The organism is Dysgonomonas sp. HDW5B, assembly GCF_011299335.1.
GTDB lineage: Bacteria > Bacteroidota > Bacteroidia > Bacteroidales > Dysgonomonadaceae > Dysgonomonas_A.
This window is the reverse complement of sequence record NZ_CP049858.1, coordinates 4,157,326-4,175,501: the sequence shown is the minus strand read 5'-3', so window position 1 is coordinate 4,175,501 and position 18,176 is coordinate 4,157,326. Positions and strand designations below refer to the sequence as shown.

The window sequence follows — 18,176 nt, the reverse complement described above, 5'->3', positions numbered from 1 at the left end:
AACCTTTTTATTTGTTTTGTGTTGATAATTAATGATTTAGTGGATTTGTGAAAGTGACAACTTTCAGTCACTTATGTAACTATTTTGGTTACGTTTTGTAGTTAATGATACTTTGTTGTATTTTAATAATTGTATTGTAATATAATGGCCAAGACCAAATCGGTATATGTTTGTAGTAATTGTGGTAACGATTCAGCTAAATGGCTCGGCAAATGTCCTATTTGCGGAGAATGGAATACGTATGTAGAAGAAATAATAGCTAAGGATAGCAACAGTAGACGAACAGATAGATTGTTTGATTCTCCGAAGGCTAAGCCTATATTATTACAAGATGTGGCAACCGGAGAAGAACCACGCATCGACTTGAAAGATGAAGAGCTTAACAGGGTTTTAGGTGGAGGTTTAGTGCCCGGTTCTTTGATTCTTCTAGGTGGAGAACCCGGTATCGGTAAATCTACGTTGATATTGCAGACAGTACTAAATTTGAATTCTCAGAAGACATTGTATGTATCGGGGGAGGAGAGTGTTCGCCAATTAAAGTTGAGAGCTGATAGGATAAACGAAAAGAGCCAGAATTGTTATATTGTTTGTGAAACCAATTTGCAACAAATATTTGTACATATTCAGAATATAAAACCCGATCTTGTTATTATTGATTCTATACAAACCATATTTACTGATTTGATAGAGTCATCTCCCGGAAGTGTTGCACAAGTAAGGGAATGTTCTGCTGCAATTTTAAAATTCGCAAAAGAAACAGGTACTCCTGTAATACTTATCGGTCATATCAATAAAGAGGGTAGTATAGCGGGTCCTAAAGTATTGGAGCATATTGTAGACACAGTATTGCAGTTTGAAGGCGATCAGCATTATATGTATCGTATATTGAGAGGTATCAAAAACCGATTTGGTAGTACAGCAGAATTAGGTATATATGAAATGAGGCAAAATGGTCTGCGTGAGGTAAGTAATCCTTCAGAGTTATTACTTACACAAAATCATGAAGGGCTAAGCGGGGTTTCTATTGCTGCTGCAATAGAAGGTGTAAGACCGTTTTTAATAGAAACTCAAGCATTGGTTAGTACTGCTGCTTATGGAACCCCTCAGCGATCTGCAACGGGCTTTGATAGCCGTAGAATGAATATGTTATTGGCAGTTCTCGAAAAGCGTGCTGGATTTAAGTTAATCCAAAAAGATGTATTTCTGAATATAGCCGGAGGTTTGAAAGTAAACGACCCTGCTATTGACATGGCGGTGATCAGTGCCGTTTTATCTTCGAGCTTGGATATTGCTGTCGAAAGACATGTTTGTATGTCAGGAGAGGTCGGATTATCAGGGGAGATACGTCCTGTTAATAGAATTGAACAACGGATATTAGAGGCCGAAAAACTAGGCTTCTCTAAAATCCTTATCCCTCATAATAATCTTAAGAGTTTTACTTCTAAAGTAAATATCGAAATTATCCCCGTAAGAAAAGTCGAAGAGGCATTCCGTCAATTATTTGGATAATTGGGCTTCAAAGGCTTTCCATAAATTATCATTAGGAACAGGTGCAGTAACTTCAATCAGCTCCTTTGAGACCGGATGTATAAAGCTAACCTTGCGTGCATGCAGACTTATTCCTCCATCGGGATTGGAACGATCTGCACCATATTTTAAATCGCCTTTTATTATGCAACCCATCTTTGCTAATTGACAACGTATTTGATGATGGCGTCCGGTTTCCAAATCAATTTCCAGAAGATTGTATTTATCCGATTGTCCAATTAGTTTGTAATGAAGAATGGCTTTCTTCGAATCTGGTTTTTCAGTATCGTAAGCATACGATTTGTTTTGCTTTTCGTTGCGTACCAGATAATTGGTAAGAGTTCCTTCTACTTCTTGAGGTTTATTTTTTACAATAGCCCAATATGTTTTCTTTATTTCTTTGTCTTGAAACATCTTGTTCAATCGGGGAAGTGCTTTGCTTGTTTTAGCAAATACAACAATTCCACTAACTGGTCTGTCGAGACGATGCGTTACTCCGCAAAATACATTTCCGGGTTTATTGTATTTCTCCTTGAGCCATTCTTTTACTATTTCAGAAAGAGGCTTATCTCCGGTTTTATCGCCTTGTACGATTTCCGAAACAGTCTTATTTACAATAATGATATGGTTATCTTCGTATAATACAGTCATAATAATAAGGGGCAAAAAATAAAGACGCAAAGTTAGTTAAACTTTGCGTCTTTGTATGTTATGAGTCTGAAATATTACATGTTCATTCCACCACAAACAGGGATAACTTGTCCACTAACATAGGAAGACAAATCCGATCCTAAGAATACTGCTACATTAGCAACATCTTCGGGAGTACCTCCACGACGAAGTGGAATTTGTTCTGCCCATTTTTTCTTAACTTCTTCAGGAAGCACGCCAGTCATTTCAGTAATGATGAATCCGGGGCAAATACAGTTTGCACGTATGCCTCTCGATCCGATTTCTTTAGCAATAGATTTTGCAAGACCAATCATACCCGCTTTCGAAGCAGAGTAGTTAGTTTGACTAGCATTACCCGAAATACCTACTACCGAACTCATATTAATGATGCTACCTGACTTTTGCTTCATCATTATAGGAGTGATTGCATGAATAAAGTTAAATGCAGACTTTAGGTTTACGTTGATTACCATATCCCATTGTTGTTCAGTCATACGTGCCATAAGACCATCACGAGTGATACCTGCATTGTTAACAAGGATATCTATTCTTCCGAAATCAGCAGCAATTGCATCTACCACTTTGTGGGTATCTTCGAAGTCGGCAGCATTTGATGCATAAGCTTTTACTTTTACGCCTAGGGCAGCTATTTCTTTTTCTGTTTGTTTTGCATTATCATCAACAGCTAAATCTGTAAAAGCAATATTTGCTCCTTCTTGTGCATATTTTAGTGCTATTGCTTTTCCAATACCTCTGGCTGCACCAGTTATGATTGCTGTTTTTCCTTCTAAAAGTTTCATAATCAAATATTAAATTATTTGTGGATATTAAGTTATGTGAAATATTAAATGTTCTATTTTTACTAATAAGTATAACTAATTATTGCTGTTTTAGTTTTATTTCTTTATTCCCCGAAAGATGAGGTGTGAAATATTAAGGTATCGCCTTTTGTGGTCGGAATCATTCGGATTAATAAGCCCTCTGATATAAGGGACCTCCAGCCCTCTTAGTGCATTATGCAGAATTTCAGCAGTGAGGTCTACATCCGGCATAGACAAAGTTCCTTCGTCTACACCTTTTTGTAATATTTCCTTGAGGATTTCGGTTTCTTTACGGTCAAATGTTTTACGTACGTTTTGTACACGCCAGATATCACGAAAAAAATCGGCCCTGAGATTTCCGTTACGTGCTACTACATTTTTTACCGCATCGAGGCGTGTATAAAAGAACAACATGAGTTTCTCATCGGCAGGAAGATCTTTTTCAACTACAGCTTGAAGAGCTTTGATCATTTTATCCAATTCGGATTCAACCACAGCCTTAAATACTTCATTCTTGTTATTGAAATACGTGTATAGAGTCCGACGACCTTTATGAGAAGCAACAGCAATGTCATTCATAGTTGTATTTTCGACACCCAATTTGGCAAATAATTGCCGGGCGACGTCAATCAACATAGTTCTTGTTTTTGTTATTGCCATATCTTCTAAAACTGCACAGTCCTTAATGTTTTGTGCAAAAATAACACAAAATATTCAGACTTGATTGCTTCTGTCTTTTTTAATTATAAAATATTTATGGTCTCAGACCTTTTTATTACATCAGATAAAATCGAGAGCTGTTTTTTTAGAAAAGCAGTATGAAATATTTTTCATTAGGTATTATTCTGCTTTAAGACAAAAGAGATGCTTACCAAAGTGAGCATCTCTTTTGTTTTGTTGATTTGAAGCATCTTAATCTCTAAGGCATCTAACCGATTCGGCAAATGTTTTAAGGAGGTTTGCTTCTACCCAGACTCCTGTATTACCATAATCTATATAAACTCGTTTTCCGTAAGTTGCATTGTATTCAGTAGTACTCCACCATTGCCCATATAAATTGATTTCGGAAAACGATCCGTTATCAAGTCTTCTCCCTCCGGGTAAAGCTTCAAAGCCTGTAATATTACTATTATTGGTTATAATATTCCACATTCTCACCGCTTTGAGTTTCTTACCTGCATTGTAATAAGGTGCTGAGCCTGTGCCTGAAGCATATACGGATAGTGTCTTTAGCTCATCATGCGTGGGTACATGCCAACCCTTGGGAGCGAGATTGCTCGGATTAGTAACGGTATTCCATGTATAAAGTCCTCCCAATAGATTTTTATTGGCAATGCTGTTGTTGTAATAATAAGTTTCAGCAGGAGATCCGTCTCTATAATGTTCTACTTTCAGATTTTCACGCATCCAGTATTGGGTGCCTATTTTTACTATACCATACTTATTCTGATCAATATCGGTGATTAAGTCAGGCTCTAGTGTCAATGAATATATTGAATTTGCATCAGCCGGTAAAATATCTGTTTTATCAATCTGTATTTTATTTATAGACTCGCTCGTGCCTGCTGTGTAAGCCATCAGGTTAGTAGCTTTATGCCAGCTGACACTGCCTCCATGAGTCTTTATGCTGGTATTTGGATTATATTCATTACTACCATTTAGTGTTGTTTGCATTATTTGAGCAACCAATCCCTTATTAAGATTGGCTTTGCCATCTACTCCCATCGGGTATACTACAATTGCCTGAACATCTATTGCAGTACCGCTTAATAAGTATTCCTTGGTAACTTCTGCTATTTGGATTCCTTTATCCATAACCTTATATACTCTGGTCAAGTTCCAGTTGATATTAGATATATCGATTGCTTTTTTTACAGGTTTATTTATATTTCCTTCAGTATCAGGTGTTGTTATCCAGTCTGCTATTTCGTCAGTTGTCACAGATATACCTGTTCTCGAAATAGTAATATTGAATGTATATTGTTTTTGAGAACTGAATACAAGGTCATTTGCTGATCGATAAATATATGGAGTAGCTCCTTCTGCTGACTTTATCGAGAACAACTCTGTTGAAGCCATAATGGTTTGAGGTAAAAGAATAGCTTCAAATGTTACACCATATCCGGTTGTAGCATTTATACGTTTATATGGAGTTAATGTCTTTTTCTGTGCATCTGGTGAAACAGAGGTTATTCCAGATGATAAATCAACGGTTCCATCAAGAAATGTATTAAGCAGACTTGCTCTGAAGTTATTAACCTCTTCAGTCGTAAAATCTCTTTCTGATTTGATATTGATTATAATCTTACTCATTTGATGAGTGAAAGACAAAGGTATTTTACTTGTTGTGGGTTTAGTTGCATCCGATCTGCCCCATAAAAAATCACTAAGCATGAATGATTGCTTCGTACTTTGGTTAGAGTCTACGGCAAACGGATAATTCTTAGAGTTGGCAGTTGTTGCAGATTGGTTGTAAGGATAATATGCATATAAAGCGACTTTGGTCTGACTACCCGCCCATGGAAAATAAGCCCCTTGTGGTAATGACCATGTAGAGCCATTGAAGACGTGTTTTATATTAGGTGCATAGCTATCTTGAATATCTCCGACTATTTGGTTATTGCTCAAATGGGCAACAGCGTAAACACCTATGGCGTCATTCTCTTCAAATGAAGTTCCCGTCATACGTGTCGTAACACCTTCGTTTATATATGGTGATAAAATTATCGTATTTTCTTCTTTTGGATTTATAGTGTCACTTATATCAGAGTCACACGATGTCATGCTTAGTATTGCGAAAATACCAAACACGATAGGTCGTAATGACATTGTTGTTTTTAATAAACGTTTCATATAAGTTGATATATAATAAATTATTCTTCCCTGATTTAAAAAGCAGTTTTACTTACTAATGAGACTCTCTTCTCAGTACTTGCTGTTTTTGTACTTCGGGTATTTGCCTCTCCGATTATTAAATTAAAAGTGTAAGAATACCCAGATTCAAATAAAATAGGGTTTTCCATTGTAAAAGCATATAGCTCATCATTTATATTTACAGAAAATATAGATGTCCCGGAATCTACAAATTGAGGAATTATAATAGCACTCAATGTTTTGTCAAATCCTTTATTTGCTTCATAATGTATGAAGGGAATTATATCCGAATTGGAATTTAGTCCTGTGTTAAATACGTTTCCATTTTCCATATCGATTAATGCCTCTCTGGTTAGGTTATGTATCAATATAGGTTCAGTTCCATTCCCTAAATTCCCATATGTCAGATTAATAATAACTTTGGTTAGTATATGTTTGAATGTTAGTTTAGCTATAGTGTTTGAACCGGATAGCCCTGAATATTTAGCCCATAAGAAATCACTTTTTTGAGACGATAGGCTTTGGTCTTTTTCTACATTAAACGGGTATGCTCTGAGGTCTGTTTTGCCGGAAACTCTACTCATTTCATAATCAAAAGGGTAGTAGGCGTATAGATCGGCCTTGGTCTGGTCAGTCGTAAGATATAGCTCTTCACCATTCTTACTATACCAAAAATTTCCATTGTAAATATGCTCGGCATTCATAAACTCGGAGATTGTACCAATAGGCATTGAGGTGTCATTGTTATAATCGACCATATATACACCAATATTATCATTTTCCGAAAATCCCGACTTAGTTGATCTGGTTTGTAAATTACGATTTTCAATATCTGCAACAAAACTTACGCTTAACCTATTACTTTTTGCACATTCGTTATCACTAATACAAGAAGCAAATGAAAAACAAATGGCTGTTATTAATAAACTTATGTAGAGTTTTTTTGTCATAATTGATAACTGAATAGTTTATAAAAAAGGATATGGTTTTAATTCTTCCATATCCTTTCAATATATAATGTATCTTCAGGATATTTCTTTAGTCCATTTCTCCATCACCGTCAATAGAGCCACCGTTTGTCCAGTCTACAATATTAGATGTAACTGTTATTCCACCCATATTTACTGTTATATTGAAATTATAAGCAGTTCCGGGTTTAAATTCTAAAGGTGCCGCAGGTTGGTATAGATACGAAATCTGACCTATTAGTATTCTCAATAGAGGCGTTCCTACATTAGTTGTCTGAGGTACTACAATTGCTGCAGCTCCACTCACTTCTGTATCTGTAGCTAGTGGTGTCGGAACATTGTAAGCTCTTACTGTACCAATCTCACCGACAGGTTGTATTACTCCTGATAAGAGATTTACTTCCGCTCCCATTTGTAGTCCTGCTACTTCGATAGCATACAATCCTTCCAGTGTTGCTCCATTACCTTTTTTTACAGTAAAAGTTAATTTGGAGAATGCATGATTAAATTGGATTGGAACAGCAGCTGCGGTTCTGGAAACAGATTCAACACTACCATAGAGTACATCCGAATTTAAATAACTGGCTTTTTGAAACTGCAATGGTTCTACATAAAAAGTATGAGTTGTCTCAATGTTGTTTACAGTTGGACTGTAAGGATGGTAAGCAATTAAATTTACATTGTCACCATCTGCCGGGTAATACATCGGAGTTTGGCTGTTAAAGTATCCGTTGCCATCTGCAATTAGTTGGACGTTATTGTATAGGTAATCAGATGTACTATTTGTTACCATTAAACCAACTTGTTGGTCTGCTTCAATTTGTGTGTTTTGTGCGGTTGATCGTGTCGTTACTTGGTTTATAGAGCTGGTTAATTTGATTTGAGTCTTATCGTTGGATCCACTTCCTGTTAATTCTTCATCTTTTGAACAGCTCGAAAAAATGAAACCGGCAGTAACTGCAATAAATAGAAATTGTAAGAATTTTTTATTCATATTCGCTTGTTTAATAAATTGTTGTTTAGACGTAATCCTGACACAAAGATATACTGCTTTACATAGGGATAGAAGTCTAATGTGTATTGTTAACATAATTCGTTTTGGTACATTTTTTATTTATATATTGTATGGTTTTATAGAATTTTTTTATCCATTTGTGTTTAGTTGTATTTTGTTAAGTGTTTGTATATCATGATTTTGTTTGTTTGTTGTGTCTATGGCTATTTCCAATATTCGAAAATGTAACACAAGCGTCTTTTTGACATATTCTGATCTCTTTATTTACAGTAAATTAACTCAATTAGACTATCTGAAATGTTTAAAAATGTCATTATTATCTCTCTTTTATCTCTTTTTTTTGAGGGGTAAATATGTTAATACACTATCTTTTATAAAGTTTACTCCTTTTAGATATCATAAGATTGTATTTTTATTCAATGTTATTAGCTTTTTTGTTGGATATTAAATGGAATATTTGTACTTTTGGCACCCGATTGCTAATAGGCAGACAAGAAACTATATAACAATAGTTCGCCTCAGGCTCATAACTTGTAAAAATTTATATTGCAGATGTACGCAATTGTAGAAATTCAAGGACAACAATTCAAAGTTGAGAAAGATCAAAAATTGTTTGTTCACAGAGTAACAGCAGACAGTGGTGCTGATCTTGAAATCGAAAAAGTGTTATTAGTTGACAAAAACGGTGCTGTAACCGTAGGTGCACCTTTTGTAAGTGGAGCGAAAGTTATCCTTACAGTTGGAGACCAAGTAAAAGGCGATAAAGTACTTATTTTCCACAAGAAAAGAAGAAAAGGATATCGTAAGTTGAACGGTCACCGTCAACAATTTACACAAGTTACAGTAAAAGATATTATTGCTTAATCAGTAAAATTAGAAGAAAATGGCACACAAGAAAGGTGTAGGTAGCTCGAAGAACGGCCGTGAATCGGAAAGTAAACGATTAGGCGTTAAAGCATTTGGTGGTGAAATCGTGAAAGCAGGTAACATCATCGTTCGTCAAAGAGGAACAACTCATCATCCAGGTGAAAATGTAGGTATCGGTAAAGATCATACATTATTTGCTCTTGTTGATGGAGTAGTTGCATTCCGTAGAAAAAAGAACGAAAGATCATTCGTATCTGTAGTTCCACAAGCAGAAGCAGAAGCGTAATAGCAGATTCTTTAAGATAAGAAAAGCAGTTTGAATTAGTTCAGACTGCTTTTTTCTTTTTCTGATAGAACAGGTTCTTGTAGCTGACCTTCTTTAAACTTTTCGATAGTTGTTATCAGCTCATTTAAAGCCGGAATTTTAAATCGAATATCTTTCCTTATTTTATTAAAGTCGAGTCGATTTACCAGTTTCTCTACTTGCCAGTATTTTTTTGTGTACGATCTGCCTATTAATTTATATATCCTGTTTATATCTTCAGATGGATGTTCGCGCGAAATAGGGTTTACCATATCGGGATTGAAACCCAAATGCTTTTCAATGAATCGTCCTGTAAGTTTCTTGTCCACTTTTAGAAAATGACTGCTTTCTGCAAGAAACCATGTTTCTACTTCTCTTACTGCTATTATTATATCAAAAGGATAATCTTTCTTTTTTAATGGATAAGGCAGGTATTTTAGTCCTTTTTCGAGACGAGGTAGTTCCTCTATCGATAATGGATATAAGTCTCTTAATCCTATAATGTTTGTATATCCGGCTTCTCTAAGGCTATTTATGTTATCAAGTATTTCTGATTTTACTCGATTATCGGAACCACAGTCATATATAAGTGCAGTGAATTCCGATTTGAGGGGAATGCTATAATTCCTTACAAATTCACGTTTGGGAGCATTGGTACCTCCTGAGATTTTTTTTAGAAGAACCGTAAGGTTTTTATAGCCGATAATCTCTTTTATGAGCCTATTGATGAAGACCTGCTCGGTTTGTCCTTCAACAAAAAATGCAATCTTTTTCATATATTGGCTTACTCTTCCTCTTCGTTCTTAAATCCTTGAAGGTAGAAATCACTGGCTAAGAAATCGAAATTATTTAATCCTGTATATTTAAAATCATCAAAAATTTCTCTCGCATTATGATAATTATGAAATATGGATGCTTTTGCTTTACGTTCGATTACAGACCAATACCTTAAGGGGATTTTATTCATGATATACCTATCATTGGTGGTTATAAATATCTGTATGTCCGAGTTATTAACTTTATAGATTAATAACTCAATGAGAGATTTAGAGCGGGCGTAGTCTAGTCCTTCACCTAAGTCATCGATAAGAAGGCATACTGATATTTTACTTAATAGGGCATATTCAAGTTGTATAAGAAAAGAAAGTGCCCTGAACATCCCTTGAGACATATCCAGTTGAAGTGTCGGCTCCGGTAGTTCTTCTTCTTGTACTGACAACCCTATTCCTAGCTGGTCTTTTAGCAGATCGATATTGCTAATATCATATCCTATTGAATGAAGGTCAGAAATAATGTTGTCTATATAGGGTTGTCCAAAATCATTTTTGCCTTTAAAAAAGAGTTTGACGATATTGTCAGAGCTGAAGTCTTCAACAACCTCTAAGTGTTCCAGTTCTTCTCGATGTTTAATCAAATGATTTTTTTCATATTGATTTGTGAAAGCATAATTTTTTAATGCATTACTCCATTCGAATATTTCAGCTATATAGGGGTATTCTTTGTCTTTATTTTGGATCGAGGTAATCAGATCAGTATCTGCAATATCAAGGACTTCAAACTTCTGAGATTCCTCTGAGTATATCTTACTCTTTTTTCTGTTGTACTTTTCAACACCTTTTACCCATAAAATTTCGTCTGTAATCAGATTGTTTTCTATTGAAATAATATATTCATAAGTGATATTATCTTCTTTTAATATCAGGTGATACTTTGTTTCGGAAAATTTCAAATCGGAAACCGATTTTTTCAAAGATAAGAGGTTCGCTATTTGGCATAAAGCAGTTAGTGTTCTACTCTTACCTACAGCATTTTTACCAACGAACAGGTTGATATTGTCGAACCTGATCAGATCGCCGTTTTTTCCTTCGATGCCCCATTCATTTGGTTTACCTTCTTCACGAATATATTTTAAAGATTCTAGTATCATACTTTTATAAGTCGTGTGAAAAAATACTACAATTTAATAGTTATAACTTATTCTTAAAAAATAAGAAGCCTTTTAGCTTTTTATTTTTCAAGTGAAAAAGAGCGTGAACCGATTAAACTGCCATCAGCAAATAAATCAACTCTGTAAGTTCCCGGCATTAAGTATTCTTCAACCTTCCAGTATAATGTAACAGGTACCTCTTCGCCTCCGTATTCAATAGCTCGTTTCATCGAATATTGAATTTCTCGATTTTCGAAAGAGAAAGTGTTCGCTCTGTTTTTTACGAGAATATCATCATCAGGTTTCATTATTCGAACATAGATTACTCTTTCACCCGGTTCTGCAGTGATGTTTTTTGTAATAGTGAAAGAGACCACTAATTGTTCTACACTTTTTATTTTCTTTTGTACTTTCCCTTTCGAGTTGGTTGCTGCTACACTTATGGCTGTTGCATCGAGTTTAGCCGCACGTGTTACTTTTTCGTTCAGGTTAGCTTTTTCTTGTGAAACTTTATTTAATGTTTTTGTTGTTTCCTGATATTTATTTGTTATCTCTTTATTTTGTTGTACAAGCCTTTCGTTAGCACGGTTAAGTGAATCTATTTGTACAATATATGACTTCAGAATTTTTCTAAGGCTGCTAAGTTCATTGTTTAAGCGGCTTATTTCTGCTTTATCAGTCGCTTTTACCGTACGAAGCTCTTCCCTCAAGCGTTGTACTTTTGCTTGCTCATTACTCAATTGTTGAAACAAAGAGTCATTTTTGATTGAAAGTTTAAACCCTTCGTATTGAGTGTCTATGCTTGCATATTCGTCTTCCAGTTTTTGCTTGGATATTTCGTTTACCTGCTGTAATTCTTCCAGTTGAGTTTTTTGGTTGAAAATGAAATATGCGGCAATCCCCATTCCTACAATTAAACCCACAATAATGGCAATTAATATTTTGGTATTTCTTGTCGAAGGTTTTGTATTCTGTTCCATATAACTTTACTTTCTTACTTCTTTTTAATATGTTAGACTTGTATACAAATATATTAATAATATAAATTAGAGAGCTTAGACTATTCAAGTTTTTTCAGTAATTCAGCTAAGTACTCACTATTTATGAAGTTACAGAATGGTTAATGTTTACCGTGAGATGGTTTCTAAATAACATTTGGTTTATATGGGAAGGCTCAAAAGTATATATTTGATATTTTTTGATTGTAAAAACGTCATATGCCGTGGATCTTCTTGTCAATATTTTTTAATATTTAGAGTGAAATTTAGCTCTGAAATAATTCCTTAATTGCAAATAACAAGCTACTTTTGTTTGTCTATTCGAAATAGATGTTATTTATTACTCAGGCTTTGAGAAAAAATATTTCGAATAATTACATGTAATCTAATTCATAACTATAAAACTAAATTATCATGTCTAAAGTAACGGTTGTGGGAGCCGGTAATGTCGGAGCCACTTGTGCAAATGTATTAGCATTTAAAAAAATTGCGGACGAAGTAATCATGCTCGATGTAAAAGAGGGTGTTGCTGAAGGAAAAGCAATGGATATGAATCAAACAGCTCAGTTACTTGAGTTCAGCTCAAGAGTTAAGGGTGTTACTAATGATTATGCAGCTACCGCAAATTCGGATGTTGTGGTTATTACATCAGGCATTCCTCGTAAGCCGGGTATGACTCGTGAAGAGTTGATCGGCGTGAATGCGGGTATTGTGAAAAGTGTTGCAGAAAGCATTCTGAAATATTCCCCTAATGCTATTTTGGTTATTATCTCTAATCCAATGGATACAATGACCTACTTGGCTTCTAAAGTAACAGGTCTTCCTAAACACCGTATTGTAGGTATGGGTGGAGCACTGGATAGTTCACGTTTCAAATATTATTTGAGCGAGGCTTTAGGTGTAAATCCAACAGAAGTTGAAGGTATGGTTATTGGTGGACATGGTGATACTACTATGATTCCTATGGCTCGTTTGGCTACATATAAGGGTATTCCTGTTTCTGAGCTTTTGTCAAAAGAGGCTTTGGATAAAGTGGTTGCCGATACTATGGTAGGTGGCGCAACTCTTACAGGTTTGTTAGGTACATCAGCATGGTACGCTCCGGGTGCTGCGGGAGCAGCGGTAGTGGAAACTATACTTCATGATCAAAAGAAAGTAATTCCTTGTTGTGTTAGCCTTGAAGGTGAATACGGACAAAGTGATATTTGTATTGGTGTTCCTGTAGTCTTAGGTAGAAATGGCTGGGAAAAAATCATTGACCTAAAGCTTACTGCTGACGAAAAAGAAAAATTCGAAGCATCTGCTGTTGCCGTTCATAAAACAAATAATGTGTTGAAAGAAATTAATGCTATTTAAGGTAGTATACTTTCTATATTTATACAATAAGAGGAGTGGTCTTTATGAAGGCATTCCTCTTATTTCGTATTGTGATAGCCTATTTTATGTTTAAGTAAAATATTTTTGCGGTATGTTATATAACATAAAGGCTTTTTGCTGATAAGTAGATGTTTCATTTTTCATTATCTTAGCATTTTAATCGTTTGTTAAATAACATTTGTGAAAATTAGCCTTGATTAAATAACTAAATAATATAATTATGCTGAAAAAACTTATACCTATGTGTACAGTAGCATTGGCTCTACTTGTATCATCATGCGGTAGTACAGAAACTCCTGTTCAGAAGTCTTACAATGAGGGGATAAATGTAACTCCTATACCTTTGGAGTTAAAACAAAATGAAGGAAGTTTTGAGCTTTCAAAAAATGTAGTATTTGCGGTAAATGATCCGTCTTTAGATAAGGTGGCTTCTTATTTTGCTGCTAAGATCAAGAATTCGACCGGTTATGATTTAGATATCAAAACAAGTGTTCCGGGTTCTAATTATATAAGTATCAATCTAGATAAGGATATAGCCGTAAATGACGAAGGTTATTTATTGGAGGTAACCGAAAAAGGAATAGACATAAAAGCCAAAACTCCACAAGGAGCATTTTATGGCATGCAAACTGTAATGCAATTGCTTCCTGCCGAAATTGAAAGTCCTGTAATAGTAAAAAATATAGCATGGAAAGCTCCAAGTGTGAGCATTAAAGACGAACCTCGCTTTCCATATCGCGGACAACATTTGGATGTATGCCGTCATTTTGCTGATGTAGATTATATCAAAAAGCAATTGGATGTATTGGCAATGTTCAAAATAAATACATTCCATTGGCATTTAACTGAAGACCAGGGGTGGCGTATCGAAATAAAGAAGTATCCTAAATTGACTGAAATAGGAGCGATGCGTGTAGAAGGTGATGGTAGTACTTATGGGCCTTATTTCTATACACAAGATCAGGTTAAAGAAATTGTAGCGTATGCCAAAGAGCGTTTTATTGAAGTAATTCCTGAGATAGAGCTTCCCGGACATGGTGTTGCGGCATTGGCTGCTTACCCTGAGTTTTCTTGTACAGGAGGACCTTTCGAGGTACGTAATATTTGGGGAGTTGCAAATGATGTATATTGTGCCGGAAACGATTCGGTATTTCAATTTCTGACAGATGTTATTGAGGAGGTTATTCCTTTGTTTGAAAGTGAATATTTCCATATCGGAGGAGACGAGTGTCCTAAAGTTAGATGGGAAAAATGTCCAAAATGTCAGGCTCGTATTAAAGAGCTTGGATTGAAAGCAGACAAAGAGCATAGTGCAGAAGAAAAACTGCAAAGCTATTTTGTACAACGTATGGAAAAAGTCTTGTTGAAACATAATAAAAAAATGATAGGTTGGGATGAAATTCTTGAAGGAGGATTGGCTCCAACTGCGGCTGTTATGAGCTGGAGAGGCGAAGAAGGTGGTATTGCTGCCGCTAATATGGGACATGATGTGATTATGACTCCCGGAAACTGGTTGTATTTAGACCACTACCAAGGTGATTCTAAAATATTACCTGTTACTATTGGAGGATTGACTACTTTATCGGAAACTTACAGTTATGAGCCTATTCCTGCAAAAATAGCAGAGGATAAAAAACATCATATCTTAGGTGCTCAGGCTAATATGTGGTGTGAGTATAATTATCAGACCGATGATATGGATTTTGATATTTACCCACGTGTTATAGCTCTGGCTGAAGTTACTTGGTCTCAGCCAACGAGAAAGAATTATGAGGATTTTGAGCGTCGAATCGAAAATCAGAGAGTGCGTTTAGATATGCATAATATCAATTATTATATTCCTCTACCCGAACAAAAAGATGTTCCATCTTGCGATTTTATAGTATTTACTGATTCAGCTGCATTGGCATTTAAATCAACTGAGCCTGTTAAATTCGTTTATACAATAGATGGTTCGGAGCCAACTCTGTCATCTGCTGTTTATGACAAACCATTAAGCTTTACTGAAAATACAACCTTGAAAATACGCTCGGTGTTGTCATCAGATAAAATGAGTCCTGTAAGAACTATCACAATTGAAAAGCAAACTCCGGCTCCCGTTGTTGAAAAACAAGCAGGTGAGAAACCCGGTTTGAAAGCCGAACATTTCAAAGGAGTTGCCCGTAAAGTGTCGGATTTAGATGGTAAGACTCCCGATGAAGTTGAATATATAACTTCTCCACAAAAAGCAAAACATCGTGTTAATGGTTATGTGGAAGTATATCCGCAGGACTTTTATAGCACTATACTAACAGGATATATAGACATTCCTGAGGATGGCGTATATTATTTTAGTACTGATAGTGAATTGTGGATTGACGGAAAACAATTAATCAGCAATGATAATGGAAAAGATACTGCCCGTAGATCTTCACGAGCAGATAAATCTATCGCATTGGCAAAAGGTCTTCATGCAATTAAAATTGTAAGACTTGGAGCTATATTTGGTGGATGGCCTACTCAGTGGGATCCGATTACTGTATCAATAAGACCCGATAAAGAAAAAGAATTTAAATTGTTAGATGAAAAATATTTCAAATAAGTTCTAAAAAATAAAGAGAAGAGATCTATTGAAAAATAGGTCTCTTTTCGTATCTTGTACTCCGATATTTCTTAACAATAAACCGTGCATATTTACAGAGCATATAACAAAGAGTCAGTCTGTAGTCTTACTTTTTGTTCTTAAAAAAAATATCGCTACTTTTGTTAGTACAAAAACGTAACTTAATAAAACCAATATATATGAGATTTGTTGTATCTAGTACTGCTTTACTGAGTCATCTTCAGTCGATTAGCAAGGTGATCAATTCAAAAAATACATTGCCTATTTTAGATTGTTTCTTATTGGAGCTTAATGATTCCACGTTGACGCTTACAGCCGCAGATACAGAAACACGTCTTGTAACTTCATTAGAAGTAAATGAAGTAGAAGGTTCAGGAAAACTTGCGATCAATGCCCGCAATTTATTGGATCCACTGAAAGAACTTCCTGATCAGCCTCTTACATTTGAGATTAATGATGATAACTTGGAAATATTTATTTATTTCCATAACGGAAAATATAATTTTATAGGTCAAAGTGGCGAAGAATACCCACAACCTAAAGAATTAAAAGATACAGCAATTAGCTTATCTATTGACCCTCAGATTTTATGTACAGCTATTAATAGAACATTATTTGCCAGTGCAGACGATGAACTTCGCCCTGTGATGAACGGTATTTATTTCGATATTACTACCGAAGATCTTACGTTTGTGGCTTCAGACGGACATAAATTAGTTCGTAGCAAAACTTTATCGGTGCAAGGTTCGGAAAGAGCATCTTTCATTCTTCCAAAGAAACCAGCCAACTTACTGAAAAGTATTTTACCGAAGGAGTCAGAAATTGTTACAATTAAGTTCGATGAAAATAATGCCTATATAACGATGTCAAGCTACACAATGACTTGTCGTTTTATTGAAGGACGTTATCCTAATTATAATTCGGTAATTCCTCAAAATAATCCAAATAAAGTTGTTTTAGACCGATTGGCATTTTTGAATGCATTGAAGCGTGTATCGGTATTTTCTAATCCGGCAAGTAGTTTGGTGAAGCTACAATTGTCAGATAATAAATTGTTGGTTTCTGCTCAGGATATAGATTTTTCGACAGCTGCCGAAGAAACTATTCCATGCCAATACGAAGGTACTGCCATGAATATCGGTTTTAAATCAAATTTTCTGATTGAAATATTGAACAATATTCCGGCAGCCGAAGTTTCTGTAGAATTATCCGACCCTTCACGTGCGGGACTTATTTTCCCGGTTGAAAAAGGTGATGGAGAAGATCTTCTTATGCTTTTAATGCCTATGATGCTTAACGATTAAGATCAAGTTGCTGTTTGGCAATAATACTAGATCTAATACGATATTAATATTGATAATATAATGAGCAAATAATAAGCTTTATCATTCTTTGAATATATAAAGAGTGATAAAGTTTTTGCTTCAATACAGTTTACTTTATGGAACTAAATCTAAAGAATCCAATTGTGTTTTTTGACCTGGAAACTACAGGTACAAATACCACTCGTGATAGAATTGTCGAAATTTCTTATCTGAAAGTTTTTCCTAATGGAAAAGAAGAGCTAAAAACAAAGCGTATTAATCCTGAAATGCCGATTCCCAAAGAATCGTCGGATATACACGGTATCACGGATGAAGATGTAAAAGATGCACCAACATTTCGTCAGATAGCTAAATCATTGGCGGATCAGATTGAAGGCTGTGACTTAGCCGGATTTAATTCGAGCCGTTTTGATATACCATTACTTTCGGAAGAATTTCTTAGGGTAGGGGTTGATATTGATTTTTCGAAAAGAAAGTTTATTGATGTTCAGATTATTTTTCATAAAAAAGAACAACGTACATTAGAGGCAGCATACAAATTTTATTGCGATAAGACCCTCGATGATGCCCACTCGGCTGAAGCTGACACATTGGCTACCTATGAAGTTTTTAAAGCACAATTGGATCGCTACCCTGATTTACCAAACGATATAGCTAAATTGGCTGAAGAATATTCATTCTTTAATGATAACGTTGATTTAGCGGGGCGAATCATTAAAAATGAAAACGGAATAGAAGTGTTTAATTTTGGAAAACATAAAGGAAAACCAGTGTCTGAGGTTCTTAGAGCCGAGCCTAGTTTCTATGCATGGATGATGGATGCCGATTTTCCTCTGAATACTAAACAGGTATTGACCAAAATTAAATTACGAGAAATGAATAAATAAGGTCGTTTACCT

The 18,176-nt window shown here is 35.2% G+C and carries 16 protein-coding genes; 7 read left to right on the top strand and 9 right to left on the bottom strand.

Going from position 1 to position 18,176, the window contains the following annotated elements:
• Positions 1-144: 144 nt before the first annotated feature.
• Positions 145-1,509, top strand: coding sequence for a DNA repair protein RadA (gene radA / locus G7051_RS17115; RefSeq protein WP_166202212.1), 1,365 nt, complete (start codon positions 145-147; stop codon positions 1,507-1,509).
• Here the strand turns inward: radA and G7051_RS17110 are convergent.
• The 6 genes from G7051_RS17110 to G7051_RS17085 all read right to left on the bottom strand — a co-directional run bounded on the left by G7051_RS17110 (position 1,498) and on the right by G7051_RS17085 (position 7,856).
• Positions 1,498-2,178 (bottom strand): RluA family pseudouridine synthase, encoded by a 681-nt coding sequence (locus G7051_RS17110; protein ID WP_166202210.1) that lies wholly within the window; start codon positions 2,176-2,178, stop codon positions 1,498-1,500. The two genes, radA and G7051_RS17110, sit on opposite strands and share 12 nt — an antisense overlap.
• Positions 2,179-2,252: 74 nt before the next feature.
• Positions 2,253-2,999: a 3-oxoacyl-[acyl-carrier-protein] reductase gene (fabG, locus tag G7051_RS17105; RefSeq protein ID WP_166202207.1), complete on the bottom strand. Its 747-nt coding sequence runs from the start codon at positions 2,997-2,999 to the stop codon at positions 2,253-2,255.
• Between the two features lie 96 nt (positions 3,000-3,095).
• A complete protein-coding gene (locus G7051_RS17100; RefSeq protein ID WP_166202205.1) occupies positions 3,096-3,680 on the bottom strand; it encodes a TetR/AcrR family transcriptional regulator in 585 nt (194 codons plus the stop codon).
• A gap of 252 nt (positions 3,681-3,932) precedes the next feature.
• Entirely contained in the window at positions 3,933-5,873 is a 1,941-nt protein-coding gene (locus tag G7051_RS17095; RefSeq protein ID WP_166202203.1) for a fimbrillin family protein, read from the bottom strand.
• A 35-nt stretch (positions 5,874-5,908) separates the two neighbouring features.
• Positions 5,909-6,844 (bottom strand): fimbrillin family protein, encoded by a 936-nt coding sequence (locus tag G7051_RS17090; protein WP_166202201.1) that lies wholly within the window; start codon positions 6,842-6,844, stop codon positions 5,909-5,911.
• 88 nt (positions 6,845-6,932) lie between these two features.
• Entirely contained in the window at positions 6,933-7,856 is a 924-nt protein-coding gene (locus G7051_RS17085; protein WP_166202199.1) for a fimbrillin family protein, read from the bottom strand.
• A gap of 573 nt (positions 7,857-8,429) precedes the next feature.
• Here G7051_RS17085 and rplU point away from each other — a divergent pair.
• Positions 8,430-8,741 carry a 50S ribosomal protein L21 gene (gene rplU / locus G7051_RS17080; RefSeq protein WP_166117379.1) on the top strand — a complete coding sequence of 104 codons (312 nt, stop codon included), beginning with the start codon at positions 8,430-8,432 and terminating at the stop codon, positions 8,739-8,741.
• A 19-nt stretch (positions 8,742-8,760) separates the two neighbouring features.
• Positions 8,761-9,030, top strand: coding sequence for a 50S ribosomal protein L27 (gene rpmA, locus G7051_RS17075; protein WP_166117378.1), 270 nt, complete (start codon positions 8,761-8,763; stop codon positions 9,028-9,030).
• A gap of 35 nt (positions 9,031-9,065) precedes the next feature.
• Here the strand turns inward: rpmA and G7051_RS17070 are convergent, their stop codons facing one another.
• The 3 genes from G7051_RS17070 to G7051_RS17060 all read right to left on the bottom strand — a co-directional run bounded on the left by G7051_RS17070 (position 9,066) and on the right by G7051_RS17060 (position 11,955).
• Complete coding sequence (locus G7051_RS17070; protein WP_166202197.1) at positions 9,066-9,824, bottom strand: DUF4276 family protein; 759 nt, start codon at positions 9,822-9,824, stop codon at positions 9,066-9,068.
• Between the two features lie 8 nt (positions 9,825-9,832).
• A complete protein-coding gene (locus G7051_RS17065; RefSeq protein ID WP_166202195.1) occupies positions 9,833-10,975 on the bottom strand; it encodes an AAA family ATPase in 1,143 nt (380 codons plus the stop codon).
• An 80-nt stretch (positions 10,976-11,055) separates the two neighbouring features.
• Complete coding sequence (locus G7051_RS17060; RefSeq protein ID WP_166117375.1) at positions 11,056-11,955, bottom strand: hypothetical protein; 900 nt, start codon at positions 11,953-11,955, stop codon at positions 11,056-11,058.
• 432 nt (positions 11,956-12,387) lie between these two features.
• Here G7051_RS17060 and mdh point away from each other — a divergent pair, with 432 nt between their 5' ends.
• The 4 genes from mdh to G7051_RS17040 all read left to right on the top strand — a co-directional run bounded on the left by mdh (position 12,388) and on the right by G7051_RS17040 (position 18,164).
• Positions 12,388-13,329 (top strand): malate dehydrogenase, encoded by a 942-nt coding sequence (mdh, locus tag G7051_RS17055; RefSeq protein ID WP_166202193.1) that lies wholly within the window; start codon positions 12,388-12,390, stop codon positions 13,327-13,329.
• Between the two features lie 241 nt (positions 13,330-13,570).
• The gene (locus G7051_RS17050) at positions 13,571-15,931 is read left to right on the top strand and encodes a family 20 glycosylhydrolase (protein ID WP_166202191.1); all 2,361 of its coding nucleotides are present in this window, start codon (positions 13,571-13,573) and stop codon (positions 15,929-15,931) included.
• 200 nt (positions 15,932-16,131) lie between these two features.
• Positions 16,132-17,256, top strand: coding sequence for a DNA polymerase III subunit beta (gene dnaN / locus G7051_RS17045; RefSeq protein ID WP_166202188.1), 1,125 nt, complete (start codon positions 16,132-16,134; stop codon positions 17,254-17,256).
• A gap of 137 nt (positions 17,257-17,393) precedes the next feature.
• Entirely contained in the window at positions 17,394-18,164 is a 771-nt protein-coding gene (locus tag G7051_RS17040) for a 3'-5' exonuclease (protein WP_166202186.1), read from the top strand.
• Positions 18,165-18,176: the final 12 nt, after the last annotated feature.

What these genes read in the sequence shown, in the direction of transcription:
- G7051_RS17070 (WP_166202197.1), bottom strand. Translation starts at nt 9,824, where the DNA reads ATGAAAAAGATTGCATTTTTTGTTGAAGGACAAACCGAGCAGGTCTTC.
- G7051_RS17100 (WP_166202205.1), bottom strand. Translation starts at nt 3,680, where the DNA reads ATGGCAATAACAAAAACAAGAACTATGTTGATTGACGTCGCCCGGCAA.
- rpmA (WP_166117378.1), top strand. Translation starts at nt 8,761, where the DNA reads ATGGCACACAAGAAAGGTGTAGGTAGCTCGAAGAACGGCCGTGAATCG.
- G7051_RS17085 (WP_166202199.1), bottom strand. Translation starts at nt 7,856, where the DNA reads ATGAATAAAAAATTCTTACAATTTCTATTTATTGCAGTTACTGCCGGT.
- G7051_RS17050 (WP_166202191.1), top strand. Translation starts at nt 13,571, where the DNA reads ATGCTGAAAAAACTTATACCTATGTGTACAGTAGCATTGGCTCTACTT.
- fabG (WP_166202207.1), bottom strand. Translation starts at nt 2,999, where the DNA reads ATGAAACTTTTAGAAGGAAAAACAGCAATCATAACTGGTGCAGCCAGA.
- G7051_RS17040 (WP_166202186.1), top strand. Translation starts at nt 17,394, where the DNA reads ATGGAACTAAATCTAAAGAATCCAATTGTGTTTTTTGACCTGGAAACT.
- G7051_RS17090 (WP_166202201.1), bottom strand. Translation starts at nt 6,844, where the DNA reads ATGACAAAAAAACTCTACATAAGTTTATTAATAACAGCCATTTGTTTT.
- dnaN (WP_166202188.1), top strand. Translation starts at nt 16,132, where the DNA reads ATGAGATTTGTTGTATCTAGTACTGCTTTACTGAGTCATCTTCAGTCG.
- G7051_RS17065 (WP_166202195.1), bottom strand. Translation starts at nt 10,975, where the DNA reads ATGATACTAGAATCTTTAAAATATATTCGTGAAGAAGGTAAACCAAAT.
- mdh (WP_166202193.1), top strand. Translation starts at nt 12,388, where the DNA reads ATGTCTAAAGTAACGGTTGTGGGAGCCGGTAATGTCGGAGCCACTTGT.
- G7051_RS17095 (WP_166202203.1), bottom strand. Translation starts at nt 5,873, where the DNA reads ATGAAACGTTTATTAAAAACAACAATGTCATTACGACCTATCGTGTTT.
- rplU (WP_166117379.1), top strand. Translation starts at nt 8,430, where the DNA reads ATGTACGCAATTGTAGAAATTCAAGGACAACAATTCAAAGTTGAGAAA.
- G7051_RS17110 (WP_166202210.1), bottom strand. Translation starts at nt 2,178, where the DNA reads ATGACTGTATTATACGAAGATAACCATATCATTATTGTAAATAAGACT.
- G7051_RS17060 (WP_166117375.1), bottom strand. Translation starts at nt 11,955, where the DNA reads ATGGAACAGAATACAAAACCTTCGACAAGAAATACCAAAATATTAATT.
- radA (WP_166202212.1), top strand. Translation starts at nt 145, where the DNA reads ATGGCCAAGACCAAATCGGTATATGTTTGTAGTAATTGTGGTAACGAT.